We start from the raw sequence: 14,092 nt of genomic DNA on the forward strand, positions 1-14,092 counted from the left end.
ACCGGCTGCACCGCAAACTTCAACACGCAAAGGTCTTTCCCATGTCATTCCTGGCATCCCATGAAACTTCCCCCATAGCCCCCGCCGCAACACTGTTCTACGGCGGCCGCATCCGGACCGTCGACTCCCTGAACTCCGTCGCGGAGGCGATGCTGGTCATCGGCAACCGCGTTGCCGCCGTCGGGACGCCCCACGAGTGCCGCGATGCGGCGCTTAAGCTCACGACGGCCGTGCCCGACGTCGTCGACCTCCGGGGCCGCACGTTGGTGCCCGGCTTCATCGACCCGCACGCGCACCCGCTGATGTACGGACAGTTGCTGTCCTGGGTGGACTGTGGGCCGGAAGCGGCGCCGGACATCCCCACCATGCTGGAACTGCTGGCGAAGGCGGCGGCTGACAATCCCGGGGACACCCCGATCCGGGGCTACGGCTACGAGCACCGCAACCTTGCCGAGCAACGCCACCCCACCCGGCAGGAGTTCGACACCGTCTCCACCACGCGCGAGGTGTACGTCATGAACGCGAGCGGGCACGGCGGAGTGGTGAACTCGTACGCGCTCGCGAAGGCAGGCGTGGACAGCAACACCCCCAATCCGCCAGGCGGAACCTTCTTCAGGGACGCCCGTGGCGAACTGACCGGTGAACTCTCCGATGCCGCTTGCGACATCCTCACGGGAGACGAAGGCGTCAAGCTGGGGCATCACGGACCCAACTTCCACCTCGGGGACAGCAAGGAACACCACCGAGCTCAGTTGCTGCATGCCCAGCGCGAGTTCCTCAGCCACGGCGTCACAACGATCGGCGACGCCCAGGTGACCAAGCGCGAGTTCGGCGCCTACCTGGACCTCGTGGAGCGGGGCGAATTGGTGACTCGCATCAACGCCTACTTCCTGTCGAGCCTGTTGGACGAGGTGTTGGAACTGGGTCTCGTGGACAAATTCGGCGATTCCCTCCTTTCCTTCGCCGGCATCAAGCTCTATGCGGACGGCACCCTGGGCGGCTGGACGGCGTACTTCCCGGAGGGCTACCGCGACGATCCCTGCCGCACCGGTTCGCTATATCACGAGCCGGCCGAGTACCGGGCGTTGGTTGCCAAAGCGCACAGCGCCGGGCTGCAGACGGCAACCCACGCGCAGTCGCCCACGGCCATCCAATTGGTACTGGACGCCGTCAGCGAGGCTGTGGCTGCTTCGCCACGAGCCGACCACCGGCACAGGATCGAGCACTGCGGGCTGCCCACACTGGAACAGATCGACAAGATGGCCGAGCTGGGCATCATGCCCGTCAACCAGCCGCAGCACTATTACAACTGGGGTCCCGGTGTCACGGATGCCATCGGGTCCCCGGGCGAGCGCTTCAACCCGCTCGGCGAGTTTGTGGCCGCAGCAGTGCCGGTGACCATGAGCTCCGACGCTCCCGTGGCCGATCCGCGGCCGTTGGAAGCCATCCAGACCTCCGTGACCCGGAAGACCCGCTCCGGGGTCCAGTTGGGCTCGGATGATCTCAAGATCGACGTCGTTGAAGCCCTCCGCGCCCACACCATCAACGGTGCACGGGCCATGGGGCGCGAGAAGGACCTCGGTTCCCTGGAGCCGGACAAGCTGGCCGACTTCGTGATCCTCGCCGCTGACCCGTTGGAGGCGCCCGAAGGTGACATCAGCAGCATCGAGGTTGTGGAGACCTGGGTCAACGGCGTGCGGGCGTACGCGCTCTGACGGGGCGCCCTGCACCAGATCGCCGGAAAGCTGCCGGTTCGCCGGAGCCTTCCGGCGATCCCGTAGCCTTCCGGCGTGTTGGGGAGGTTGGGGAACCCCGACGGCGGCACTCCAGGTGAGTGCCGCCGTCGGGGTTTTGCTGTGCCTGCGGAAGACCTAGGCCCGACGGATGGCCTCCGCGAGGCGCCTGATTCCCTCGGTGAGCTGATCTTCCGGGGCATACGAGAAGGCAATGCGGAGCTGGTTGCTGCCATCGCCGTCGGCGTAGAACGCACTGCCTGGGACAAACACGACTCCTGCCTCGATCGCCGCGGCGAGCACGTGCTCGGTGTCAATGCCCTCGGGCAAAGTGACCCAGGTGAAGAAGCCACCCGTGGGCGTGGTCCATTGGGTTCCCTCGGGCATGTAGGTGGCCAAGGCGTCCAGGGTGGCCTTGCAGCGCGAGGCGTACACGGCACTGTAAGCGGCAATCTGGTCCCGCCAATCGAAACTGCTGATGTACTGCTCCACCACCAGCTGGCTCAAGACCGAGGGGCAGATAGTGGTGGCTTCGGAGGCGATCTGGAGACGACCACGCACGTCCTGAGGTGCCACCACCCAGCCAACGCGCAGGCCGGGGGCGAAGATCTTGGAGAACGAGCCCAAGTAGAACACGTTTTCCGGGTCGAGTGAGTGCATGGCGGGCTTGAGCGTCCCGTCGAAGCTCAACAGGCCGTAGGGGTTGTCCTCGACGATCAGCACGCCTTCGGCTCGGCAAATGTCCACAACCCGTTGCCGCCGCTCCAGCGAAAGGCTAATGCCGGAGGGATTGTTGAAGTTGGGGATCGTGTAGAAGAACTTGATGGTCTTGCCGGCGGCTTTGAGCCCGGAAATGACGTCTTGGAGGCGGTCCGGATCGACGCCGTCGTTGTCCATGGCGACGTGGGCCACCTCGGCCTGGAAGCCTTCGAACACGCCGAGCGCGCCCACGTAAGTTGGGCCTTCGGCGATCACCACGTCTCCCGGATCGCAGAAGAGCTTGGTCACCAGTTCCAAGGCCATTTGCGAGCCTGCGGTGATCTGTACATTTTCCGGGGCTGCCTTGATGCCCTCAAGCTCCATGACCTGGCAGATCAGGGCCTGCAGTTCCTCAGTTCCCGCGCCGGAGCCGTACTGCAGGGCCTCCAGCCCCCGGCGCATGACGACGTCGCTGGCCATCGCGGCGATGCGCTCCATCGGCAGTACGGGCAAGTAGGGGTTGCCGCCGGCAAGGGAGATCATGCCTGGCTGCATGGATACATCGAAGACGGCGCGGACGGGGGAGGGCTGGAAGCCGGCCGCACGCTTGGCCATCCGGCCGGTATGGGAAAGCTCTGCTGTGGTGGTCATGGTGGTCCTTCGGTGGTTTGGTTTAGTCGCTTGAGGATGGTTACTGTGCGCTGAGGAATCGGTGCAGGATGCGAGTGCCCGCGTGGATGGCCGCAACGGGGACGCGTTCGTCGATGCCGTGGAACATTCCCGCGAAGTCAAAGCCTTCGGGAAGCCGCAAAGGCGAGAAGCCGTAGCAATTGATGCCGAGTTGCGAGAAGGCTTTGGCGTCCGTGGCTCCGGACATGACGAACGGGAGGGCCTTCCCTGCGGGATCGACGGCGGTGATCGCCGTCTGCATGGTCTCCAAGAGTGCGCCGCGGGCTGGTGCTTCGAGCGAACGGCCGTCTTCCCAGCTCACCTCGATGCCGGGTCCCAAGAGATCCATGAATTGTTTCTTGAATTCGTCATCGGTGCCCGGGGCGATGCGGCAGTCGACAGTGGCGGTGGCAGTTCCGGGAACCACGTTGGTCTTATATCCGGCATAGAACTGCGTCGGAACCGTGCTGGTACGCAAGCCCGGGAGGGGCATAGCGGCGAGCAAACCGAGGGAAGCGAGTTCGTCGTCGAGCCTTTCGATATCGAGCGGGCGGCCGAGGGCCCCACCCAACTGCTCCACCAGCGCGGAGAGCGAGGCACTCCGGACCACCGGCCATTTGTGTTCCGAGATGCGGGCAAGGGCGGAGGAAAGGCGTGCGACGGCGTTGCTTCCGTTGGGGACGATGGAACCGTGGCCTGTGGTTCCGCGGACGGTCAGGGTTGCCCACGCGACCCCTTTTTCCGCGACTCCCAGCAGGTAGAGCCTCAGGTCGTCGCGAACCTGGAGGGAAAAGCCGCCGATTTCGCCGATCGCTTCAGTGACGCCATGGAACAGATCAGGGTGTTCGTCCACCAGGAACTGGGCGCCGAACTCGCCGGCTATTTCCTCATCGGCAACGAAAGCGAAAACGATGTCCCGCTGGGGCACGAAATTTTCGCGGCGTAATTGGCGGACGGCGGCAACGGTCATGGCAAGCATGTCCTTCATGTCCACCGCACCGCGACCCCACACGAAACCGTCGTTGACCTCGCCTGAGAACGGATCCATGGTCCAGTCCGCACGGTTGGCCGGGACGACGTCCGTATGGCCGTGCACCAAGAGGGCCGGAGCATCCGGGTCGCTACCTTTCATCCGGACCACCAGGTTGCCGCGGCCGGCAGCTTTTTCGAGCAATTCGCCTTCGAGACCGAACTCCGCGAGCAAGGACTGAATGTATTCGGCGCAGCGCGATTCGCCGTCGCCGGTCGTGGCGGGATCGCCGGTGTTGGTGGAGTCGATATGGATGAGTGCGCTGCAAAACTCCACGGCCTCGGCGGCCATGGCGTCGTGATGTTCCCCCACAGATGGTCCTTTCGTTGCGCTCAATCCGCGCGTTCCGGCGCGCAAATCGCGCACCCTTCCAGCGCGCGAGTTGGCGCGAGTCTTAGTGCGCGTCCGCGAGTTTGGAACGCTTCTTGAGGATGAATTCTTCGGCGTCGATGCCGAATTCCCGGGCCGCGAAGCGGTGCAGCGTTTCGATCATCTCGGCGGGTGCGAAGCTGTGGACCCCGTTCAGGGACTGGATCGCGAGTCCATCGATCGTTGCCAAAAGAAGGGTGGCAACTTCGTCAATATTGATGGCTGGCTGGATCAGTTTCTCGTCCACGGCCTCCTCGAGCGCCCGGACGAACAGGCCGCGCCATGAAGTCCAGACTGCTGCCACGCTGTCCCGGATCTCGGAGTTCTTGTGGGCTGCGGCATAGATCTGCAGCCAGAAACCCCAGGCTTCTTCGAATGGGGTGTCGCTCTGAATGGAAAAGGTCAGGAGATCGTGCAAGCGTTCCACCGCGTTGCTGCCGTGATCGTAGATGCGCTGCCATTCGGCGAGGGACTCGTCGATACGGTACTCCACTGCGGCACCGATCAACCTCTCCCGGTGCCGGAAGTAGTGCTGGATCATCCCGATGCTGAAGCCCGAGGCCTCGGAGAGTTCGGCGAAGGAGCAACCCTCCACGCCTTGGCGAGAGATCACCTGCGATGCATAGTGCAGGATGCTCTGCCGGCGTTCGGCCATGGCTTCCGCTGTGACGCTTCGTGTGCGGCGGCCCGGGTTTGTCTCGCTCATGCCGTTGCTCCTTCGTTTGTCTGGTCGCGCTGGTCCAGGTGGGGCGCCTTGTGGTTGCCCTTAGTCATCTCTCCACGATGTTGCCATGGTCCCTTGACACGCGTTGTTACTCATCTCACAATAAGTTGAACATATTGTTATTTCAACCCAACTCGAACCGGAGATCCACAAATGATGCGCAAAGGCGTGAAAAGCTCGCTCGTGGCAGCGGCAGCCATCAGTTTCTTGGTGTTGACAACGGCTTGCTCCAACACCGAAGGTGCGGCCGCGACCGCATCCGGTAATGCATCGGCCAGCGGTCAAAGCAGCCAGAGCGGCCAGGAACTCGCGCAGGCCGTGAAACCCGATTCCAAGGTCCAGGCATTGCTCCCGGCCGCGATCAAGAGCAAGGGCTCGCTGACTCTCGTGACGGACCCCACCTACGCCCCGATCGACTTCACCGATGACCAAGGCAAGATCGTCGGTCTCGAACCGGACATGGCCCTGGCCGTCGCGAAGAAGTTGGGCGTCACCATCAACATCGAAAAGGCCGATTTCAACGGCATCCTGGCCGGTATCGAGGCCCGCCGCTACGACGCTTCCTGGGCCGCTTTCTCCATCACGGACGAGCGCAAGGACAAGGTCAACATGGTCAGCTACATGCGCGGAGGAACGTCCGTCATGGTCAAGAAAGGCAATCCTCTGGGCATCAACTCGGAACTGGACCTCTGCGGCAAGACCGTAGCGGCCCAGACCGGGACCACCCAGGCGTTGAGCGTCCTCCCGTCCTTCGACAAGAAGTGCGCCGACGCCGGCAAGGACAAGCCGATTTCGCTCCTGCTGCCCCAGCAGGACAACGTCAACCAGGCTGTGGCATCGGGCCGTGCCCAAGCACTCGTGGCGGACAACGCACTGACCGGCTACTACGCCCAGCTGCAGCCGGACGCCTTCACTTCCGTGGACTCCATCCTCGTGGAACCATCCCTGTCGGGCGTGGTGAGCCCCAAGGACGACGGCGGCCTGTCCAAGGCATTCCAGGCGGGGATCCAGTCCCTCATGGATGATGGCACCTACGCGAAGATCATGGAGGCCTGGAACCTCAAGTCCGGCATCGTCACCAAGTCTGAGATCAACCCGACGGTGGGGTCATGACCGTGTCCGAGCTGCCAATAGCCGTCGAGGCGCGGCATGACTTCGCGGATCTGGCGTCGCGGCCCGTGCTCAAGCGCAAGCGGCCCGGACAACTGATCGCCATGGTGGTGGTGGGGCTCTTCGCTGTGATGGGCGCCTACGTCATCGTCACCAACCCCGGGTTTAGCTGGCCCACAGTCGCCAAGTACTTGCTCGATATCCGCATCCTCAACGGCCTCCTGACCACCATTGAACTCACAGTCATTGCCATGGTCTTGGGGCTCGTGATCGGCCTGGTGATCGCGGTCATGAGGATGTCGGACAACGCGCTCCTGCGTGGTGTTGCCGGTGCTTACATCTGGTTCTTCCGGGGCACGCCGCTCATGGTGCAGATGCTCTTCTGGGGCTTCGCCGCCGTTCTGTTCCCCACCATCGGGATCGGCATCCCCGGCGGTCCCATGCTGGTGGAATGGAACACCAACGACGTCTTGCCGCTCTTCGTGGCAGGCATCCTAGGCCTGGGCTTGAACGAAGGCGCCTACATGGCCGAAATCGTGCGTGCAGGCCTCATGGGCGTTCCCGCGGGACAGTCCGAGGCCTCCCACGCGATGGGCTTCAGCCGGATGGAAACCCTGCGCCACGTGGTCATCCCGCAGGCCATGAAGATCATCCTTCCGCCGGTGGGCAACGAGACCATTTCCATGCTCAAGACCACCTCGTTGGTGATCGTGATCGGCGTCGGAGACTTGCTTTACAACGCCCAGCAGATCTACGCGCGCAACCTCCAGCAAATCCCCCTGCTGATCGTGGCGAGCCTCTGGTACATCCTGCTCACCACCATCCTCTCGCTCGTCCAGGCGCGCATTGAGAAGCGGTACTCCCGCGGCAACAACATCCAGGCACGAAAGGCTTAGCGGCAATGTCTGAAGTCCAGTTTCTCAACGTGCACAAGGATTTCTCCGGCATGGAGGTCCTCAAAGGCATCAACTTCACGGTCGAATCGGGACAAGTGGCGTGCTTGATCGGCCCTTCAGGATCCGGCAAATCCACGCTACTTCGATGCGTCAACCACCTCGAAACCACCAGCTCCGGAACCATTCTCGTGGGTGGCCGCATGATCGGCTACGAGGTCCATGGCGACAGGCTCATCGAGGCACACCAGAAGGACATCAACAAGCGCCGCTCCCGGATCGGCATGGTGTTCCAGTCCTTCAACCTCTTCGGCCACATGACGGCCCTAGAAAACGTGATGATGGGTCCCTTCAAACTCCTCAAGGTTCCCAAGGCCCAAGCCGAGGCCGAAGCTCGTGAGCTCCTGGCCAAGGTAGGCCTCGCCGACCGCACGGGACACTATCCGGCTCAGCTCTCCGGCGGCCAGCAGCAACGTGTGGCCATTGCCCGGGCGCTGTCCATGAAACCCGATCTCATGCTCTTCGACGAGCCCACCTCCGCCCTCGATCCCGAACTCGTAGGCGAAGTCCTCGACGTCATGAAAGCCCTAGCCCGCGACGGTATGACCATGATCGTGGTGACTCACGAAATGGGCTTTGCCCGCGAAGTGGCTGACGTCGTGGCGTTCATGGACGGCGGCGTCATTGTCGAAGCCGGCGATCCCAACGAGATCATCTCCCGCCCCCAGCACGAGCGAACGAAGGCGTTCCTCTCCAAAGTTCTCTAGGCCCCACGTTCAAAGGATTCCCACCTTGACCAGTTCCATCCCCACCAACAACGTCGGCCTTGCCGTCATGACCACGCTGCGGAACTACGGGATCGACGCGATCTTCGGAATCCCGGGCACTCACAACCTCGAGTTCTACCGTCACCTTGAGCCGCTCGGCATCCGCCCGGTAACCACCCGCCACGAGCAGGGAGCCGGGTACGGCTCCGACGGATGGAGCCAGCTCAAGGGGCTTCCCGGCGTCGTGATCACCACCTCCGGTCCCGGCCTGCTGAACGCGATGTCCGCCGCGGCTACTTCCTATTGCGAGTCCCGGCCCATGATCATCCTGTCCCCGGGCGCGCCGCGCGGCAGCGAATTCTCGGACATCGGGCTGCTGCATGAGACCAAGGACCCCACCGGCGCGGTCCGCGCCCTGATCGGGCGAAGCACGCGCGTGTCCAGTGGCAGCGAAGCTGTCGAGTTGATTCACGAAGCCTTCGCCTTCTTCGAGCACGGGCGGCCGCGTCCGGTCCACATCGAGATCCCGTTGGATCTTTTGGAGTCTGCCTCCGACGTCGACCCTTCCGCCCTCGAGGCCCGCCCCTTGGGCGCGCCGAAAACAGCAGCCGACGACGCCGTCGCGACCGCCGCGGACATCCTGCGTCGGGCATCGAATCCGGTAATCCTGGCCGGGGGCGGATCGCTCGGAACGGGCGGCGCGCTGCTCGAACTCGCGGAGCTCCTGCAAGCCCCCGTGGTGACCACCATCAATGGCAAGGGTGCCATTCCGGAAGCCCATCCTTTGTCCCTTGGCTCGGAAATCCGGCTCGCCGCGGCACAGGATCTGTGCAATTCCTCGGACGCGCTGCTGGTGATCGGCTCCAAGGTGGGCGAGTCAGAGCTGTGGGGCGGCAAGATCGTGCCGCAGGGGAGTTGCATCCGCATCGACATCGATCCAGCCCAGCTGCAGTGCAACGTTGCGCCGGATGTCGAGCTCCTCGGCAACGCGTCCGCCGTCGTGCCCCAACTGCTCGCGGCGCTCGCCGGACATTCTCCTGTTGGGGTGCCAGAGCTGTCTGCGCTCCGTGCCGAGCTGCAGGYGGAAGCCCGTTCCATGGCGCCCGTGCTGGCACAAATCAACGAGATCATTGCGGCCGTTCTGCCGGCGGACACGGTCATCGCGGGCGATTCCTCGCAGATCACGTACTTCGGGACCACGTCCTTCTTCCCCGTGCAGCAGCCGCGCCAGCTCCTGTACACCCCCGCGTACGCCACCTTGGGCTATGGGCTGCCTGCTGCGATTGGCGCCAAGGTGGCCGATCCCGATCGTCCAGTGGTGGGCCTGATCGGCGACGGTGCGCTCATGTTTGCTGTCCAGGAATTCATTACCGCCGTGGAACAGGGCGTGGACCTGCCCATCATTTGCATCAACAACGGTGGCTATGGCGAAATCCGGCAAAACATGGAGGACCGGGACCTGGCCCCTGTCGGCGTGAACCTGACCCAGCCAAACTGGGTACTCCTCGCCGAGGGCTTCGGACTGACCGCGTTCAACGTTGAGTCCCTCGACGAGCTCGCCGGAGTGGTCACCAAGGCGCTCGCCGTCAAGGGGCCGAGCCTCATCCACGTGAGCATCCAGTAACCTCCCGTCACCTCGGCATCCCGTCACCCCATGGACGCTCGCTCACCTTTGACGGCCCGTGGGCGGACGCTCGCTCACTTTCTTTAAGCAAGCGATGGAGCGTCCGACGGAAAGCCCCTTTTGGTGAGCGAGGGTCGCCGGGGGAGGGCGGTGTGTCTGGGCACAGTTTTGGACCGGTACGACTTTAGGAAGGAACACGATGAGCGGGACGATCAATAGCGCCGAGTTGAAGGCCGCGGCATGGGGGTGGGTGGAGCAGCAGAAGGAGCAACTTTCCGCCTGGCACACGAATATCTGGGAACTGGCCGAACCGGCATGGCGCGAGTACGAGTCGTGCGCCTGGTATGTGAGAACGCTTCGCGAGTATGGCTTCACGGTTGAGGAGGGAAGTGGGGGCATGCCCACCGCGTTCGCCGCCGAGTGGACAAGTCCCGCCGGTCCCGGCGCGAGGATACTTGGCTATGCCGAATACGATGCCATCCCGGGCAATTGCCAGGCGGCGTCCACCAAGCGGGAACCCCGTGCCGGGATGTCGCGATTCGCTCCTGGCCACACCGATCCGCATTCGGCCCTTGGCATCTCGACGCTCGCAGGCTTCCTCGCGGCGAAAGACACCATGGAACGGCACAACATCCCAGGCACCTTGGTTTACACGGGCGAACCGGCCGAAAAGGTCCAGGGATCCAAAGTGGTCCACGGCCTGCGCGGCTACTATGACAACCTGGATGCCATCGTCTCGTATCACCCGTTCTACATGATGCCCCTGTGCAACACCGCGCGTTGGGACACTCATTGCGGTTCGTACTACAGCAAGATCTACACCTTCACATGCGACAACCCCGAGGGCTGGAACAACACTTACGGCGATAGTCCCATCCCGTCGTCGCACTCCGCCGCCCGGGCACCGGGAGCGGACGCCGCCCTGTTCACGATGTTCTCGCTGACCAAAACCACCCAGGACTCCATGCTGCCGCAGGCGGGCGGTTGGTCGCTGTCGGAAGCGATCCTCACTGCCGGGCAGGCGACGGCGGACAACCAGCCGGCGGGGCTGGCCCAGATCCAGTACTCCTGGCGCTGCCCGAGCCTCGCCGAGGCCGACTCCGTGCTGGCGGTGCTGGATCGCAACGCGGAACTCGCCGCGGCTGCATCGCACTGCAGCGTTAGTTCCCGCTGGGTAGCCCGCAACCGTCCGGGCATCGCCAACCACACTGTGGCCCAAGTGGCGTGGGAGAACATCGCTGCCGTGGGCGCTCCGGTATTGGATGAGCGGGCCAGGGAGATCGGACGTGAGATTCAGGCATCCTGCGGGGTGGAGCCCATGGAGAATCCGTTCCATCCGGCAACGGCCGAGCTCATCACCCCGCAGGACGCCGAAGCAGAGCTGCGCCGCCACATCCCGGCAACCCAGCAGAACTGGACCAGCGATGACTATGTGGAGATGACCTGGTACGCGCCCACCATTCGCTTTTACACGGCACGGCCCACGCTGGCGCCGAACGAGAAGGGCACCCCGTACCCGGGCTGGGCGATGACCGCCATGGGTGGAATACCGGAGACGATCGACCCCACCATCACGGCGACGGGCAAAATGATCGCCGGCATGGTGCTGGATCTGCTCACCTCGCCGGAGGTGCTGGCGGAGGCCAAAGCAGAGTTCGACGCCGAGAAGCGCCGCCGCGGTGCGGTGGCACCGCTGCTTCCTGTCGATTTCAGCGCGCCGACGGATTTCCGCTGGCCCGAATACATCGGGGAAGGCAAAGCCCGGGAGTGGTGGATCCCCGTGTCCGAGGAGGCCTGGAACACCGCCGGCGGCAACTAACCCCTAACCCGGACGCTCGCTCACGTATGGGGGTCAAATCCCAAACGCTCGCTCACTTGTGGCCGGAAATAGAGAACCCTCCTGCAGATCATGAACTGCAGGAGGGTTCCGCTATTTGGCCTTATATCCGAGCGAGCGTCACGCCGAACGGCTTTATATGTGAGCGAGCGTTACAGCCCGAGTTCGGCTTTCAGGGCTGCTACGTGGCCCTGGGCCTTGACCTGGTATTGGGTCAGCTTGACCCTGCCTTCGCCGTCGAGCACTACGGTGGATCGGACCAGACCGTCTACCACTTCGCCGTTCACGAGCTTCTCGCCCCAGGCGCCGTAGGCCAGGGCCACTGCGTGGTCCTCGTCGGAGAGGAGCGGGAAGGTCAGGGAGTAGTCGCCGGCGAAGCTTGCGATCTTTTCCGGGGCGTCGGGGGAGATGCCCAGGACTTCGTAGCCGGAGGACTGCAGGCTGGAGAGGCTGTCGCGGAAGTCGCAGGCCTCGGTGGTGCAGCCAGGGGTGGCGGCTTCCGGGTAGAAGTACACGATGACGTTGCGTCCACGGTAGTCCGACAGGGAGACCTTCTGACCTTCGGAGTTAAGCAGTGCGAAATCGGGGGCCTGGGTTCCGGCGAGGAGTTTCTGGGTCATGTTGCGATCCTTGACTTGTCGGGCAACCGCCGTGGCCGGCGATCAATCTATAGGTGTAACGGGCTGCCTAGATGCAGTATTCCGCGGGTCCGCGGACTGTGGAGCCTGGTCCGGGCACGAACTGGTAGCCGCCTCCACGCACTGTGGCGATGACATGGCGGGCCGAGCCCAGCTTGCGCCGGACGCGTCCAACATACACGTCGATCGACCGAAATGCCGCGCCGGGACAGTCAAGTGACTCCAAAAAACGTTGCAATTCTTCACGTGGGATGGGTCGGGACAGGTTTTCCACGAGGTAACGCAGAAGGCTGTGTTCCATCGCCGTGAAACTGACCGGGACACCGTCCAGGAGAACGGTGTCCGCGGCCAGGTCCACTGCCACACTGCTGCGCCGGCCAGCCAGGGAGACAGGTGACGGAGCGGCGGGGCGGTTTCCGGCGTCGGACGCCTCCGGCGGAGTGCCGCCGTCGGACGCGGCCGAACCAGAAGACTCGGCGCCGTGCGCCGAAGGACCGGACGCCGAAGCGCCGGATGTTGCAGCTCCGGCGGCAGGCCAAAGGAGGACTTCCGCCCCCGGAGCAAGTTTGCGGGCCCGGGCCAGGACCGCTTCAGCGGCCCGGGCCCAAACCTCGGGATCGATCGAGCGGCCTTCGCCGGGCTGTACCCACACGGCCAGGCCGCGCGGGTGCAAACCGGGCCGAAGCAGAGAAGCAGGCTGGTGCCGCGAGGCGTTGAGCCGTGCGGGCAGTTGCCCATACGGGGCATGGACGTTGACGGCCATGGCTGTGGCCTTACACGCCGCCGCGGCGGATCAGTTTGCCGCTGGGTGTGCGGCTGTCGATCTCGTTGCCGCGCAGGTATGTTTTGCGTACGACGCCGGAGAGGGCCTTGCCGTCGTACGGGGTGATGGGGTTTTTGTGCTTGAGTTTCTTGACGTCGACGACGAACGCGTCGTCGGGGGCGAAGATGGAGAAATCGGCGTCGTAGCCGAGCGCCAGCTGGCCTTTGTTGTGCAGGCGGGCCAAGGCTGCGGGCTTCTCGGACATCCAGGAAACCACTTGCTCCAAGGAGATCCCGCGGTGCCGTGCCTCGGTCCAGATCAACGAGAGCCCCAGCTGCAACGAGGAGACGCCGCCCCAGGCCACGGCGAAGTCGCCGTTTTCCAGGTCTTTGAGGTCAAGCGTCGAGGGGGAGTGGTCCGAGACGATGCAGTCGATGGTGCCGTCCTGCAGGCCCTGCCAGAGCAGTTCGCGGTTGGAGGCCTCGCGGATGGGCGGGCAGCACTTGTACGCGGTGGCGCCGTCGGGGATTTCCTCGGCCATGAGCGTCAGGTAGTGCGGGCAGGTCTCCACGGTGAGGTGCACGCCATCGCGCTTCGCCGAAGCGATCATGGGCAGCGCGTCCGACGACGAGAGGTGCAGGATGTGCGCGCGGGCGCCGGTCCAGCGGGCGCGTTCGATCACCTCGGCGATGGCTTTGTTCTCGGCGCCGCGAGGACGGGAGGCAAGGAAGGTGGAGTAGTGGGCGCCGCCGGGGTGCGGTGCGTGGTCGATCGCGTGGGAGTCCTCGGCGTGGACGATCATGAGGGAGTCGAAGGACTTGAGCTCGGCCATGTCCTCTTCCATCTCGTCCGCGTCCAGGTGTGGGAACTCGTCGACGCCGGAGTGGAGCAGGAAGCACTTGAAGCCGAAGACGCCCTCGTCGTGCAGCGGGCGGAGGTCCTTCTTGTTGCCCGGGATGGCGCCGCCCCAGAATCCGACGTCCACGAACGCCTGGTCCTCGGCGACTTCGCGCTTGAGCTTGAGGCCTTCCACGTTGGTGGTGGGCGGGATGGAGTTCAGCGGCATGTCGATGATGGTGGTGACGCCGCCGGCTGCTGCGGCGCGGGTGGCGGAGGCGAAGCCTTCCCATTCGGTGCGGCCGGGCTCGTTGACGTGCACGTGGGTGTCCACGAGGCCGGGGATGAGGGTTTCGTCCTCGGCGAGCTCGATGATTTCGGTGCCGGAGAGCCCGTTGC

12 protein-coding genes are annotated in these 14,092 nt (G+C 64.1%); 6 read left to right on the plus strand and 6 right to left on the minus strand.

Annotated features, from left to right (window positions below):
• Nucleotides 1–41 precede the first annotated feature (41 nt).
• Entirely contained in the window at nt 42–1,715 is a 1,674-nt protein-coding gene (locus AC1DLO_RS19275) for an amidohydrolase (protein WP_184741908.1), read from the plus strand.
• Nucleotides 1,716–1,871: 156 nt separating this feature from the next.
• Here AC1DLO_RS19275 and AC1DLO_RS19280 read toward each other — a convergent pair whose 3' ends face one another.
• The 3 genes from AC1DLO_RS19280 to AC1DLO_RS19290 form a co-directional block, all read right to left on the minus strand.
• Nucleotides 1,872–3,083, minus strand: coding sequence for an aminotransferase-like domain-containing protein (locus tag AC1DLO_RS19280; protein ID WP_476891322.1), 1,212 nt, complete (start codon nt 3,081–3,083; stop codon nt 1,872–1,874).
• Between the two features lie 40 nt (nt 3,084–3,123).
• Nucleotides 3,124–4,443 carry a M20/M25/M40 family metallo-hydrolase gene (locus tag AC1DLO_RS19285; protein ID WP_476891323.1) on the minus strand — a complete coding sequence of 440 codons (1,320 nt, stop codon included), beginning with the start codon at nt 4,441–4,443 and terminating at the stop codon, nt 3,124–3,126.
• Nucleotides 4,444–4,525: 82 nt separating this feature from the next.
• Nucleotides 4,526–5,206 carry a TetR/AcrR family transcriptional regulator gene (locus AC1DLO_RS19290; protein ID WP_476891324.1) on the minus strand — a complete coding sequence of 227 codons (681 nt, stop codon included), beginning with the start codon at nt 5,204–5,206 and terminating at the stop codon, nt 4,526–4,528.
• A gap of 171 nt (nt 5,207–5,377) precedes the next feature.
• Between AC1DLO_RS19290 and AC1DLO_RS19295 the strand changes: the two genes are divergently transcribed.
• The 5 genes from AC1DLO_RS19295 to AC1DLO_RS19315 all read left to right on the plus strand — a co-directional run bounded on the left by AC1DLO_RS19295 (nt 5,378) and on the right by AC1DLO_RS19315 (nt 11,437).
• Complete coding sequence (locus AC1DLO_RS19295) at nt 5,378–6,337, plus strand: ABC transporter substrate-binding protein (RefSeq protein ID WP_476914569.1); 960 nt, start codon at nt 5,378–5,380, stop codon at nt 6,335–6,337.
• Nucleotides 6,334–7,230 (plus strand): amino acid ABC transporter permease, encoded by an 897-nt coding sequence (locus tag AC1DLO_RS19300; protein ID WP_476891325.1) that lies wholly within the window; start codon nt 6,334–6,336, stop codon nt 7,228–7,230. The genes AC1DLO_RS19295 and AC1DLO_RS19300 overlap by 4 nt, the downstream gene beginning before the upstream one ends.
• Before the next feature lie 5 nt (nt 7,231–7,235).
• Nucleotides 7,236–7,994 carry an amino acid ABC transporter ATP-binding protein gene (locus tag AC1DLO_RS19305; protein ID WP_476891326.1) on the plus strand — a complete coding sequence of 253 codons (759 nt, stop codon included), beginning with the start codon at nt 7,236–7,238 and terminating at the stop codon, nt 7,992–7,994.
• Between the two features lie 25 nt (nt 7,995–8,019).
• On the plus strand, nt 8,020–9,618 hold the full coding sequence (locus AC1DLO_RS19310; RefSeq protein WP_476914570.1) for a thiamine pyrophosphate-binding protein: 1,599 nt from the start codon (nt 8,020–8,022) through the stop codon (nt 9,616–9,618).
• 199 nt (nt 9,619–9,817) lie between these two features.
• Entirely contained in the window at nt 9,818–11,437 is a 1,620-nt protein-coding gene (locus tag AC1DLO_RS19315; RefSeq protein ID WP_476891328.1) for a zinc-binding metallopeptidase family protein, read from the plus strand.
• A 170-nt stretch (nt 11,438–11,607) separates the two neighbouring features.
• Here the strand turns inward: AC1DLO_RS19315 and bcp are convergent, their stop codons facing one another.
• The 3 genes from bcp to allB form a co-directional block, all read right to left on the minus strand.
• Nucleotides 11,608–12,075: a thioredoxin-dependent thiol peroxidase gene (bcp, locus tag AC1DLO_RS19320; protein ID WP_476891329.1), complete on the minus strand. Its 468-nt coding sequence runs from the start codon at nt 12,073–12,075 to the stop codon at nt 11,608–11,610.
• Nucleotides 12,076–12,142: 67 nt separating this feature from the next.
• Nucleotides 12,143–12,856 carry a winged helix-turn-helix domain-containing protein gene (locus AC1DLO_RS19325; protein ID WP_476891330.1) on the minus strand — a complete coding sequence of 238 codons (714 nt, stop codon included), beginning with the start codon at nt 12,854–12,856 and terminating at the stop codon, nt 12,143–12,145.
• Nucleotides 12,857–12,866: 10 nt separating this feature from the next.
• A partial coding sequence (gene allB, locus AC1DLO_RS19330) for an allantoinase AllB (RefSeq protein ID WP_476891331.1) occupies nt 12,867–14,092 on the minus strand: 1,226 nt, incomplete at its 5' end.

The sequence above is a fragment of the Arthrobacter sp. 01T419 genome, from assembly GCF_056398865.1.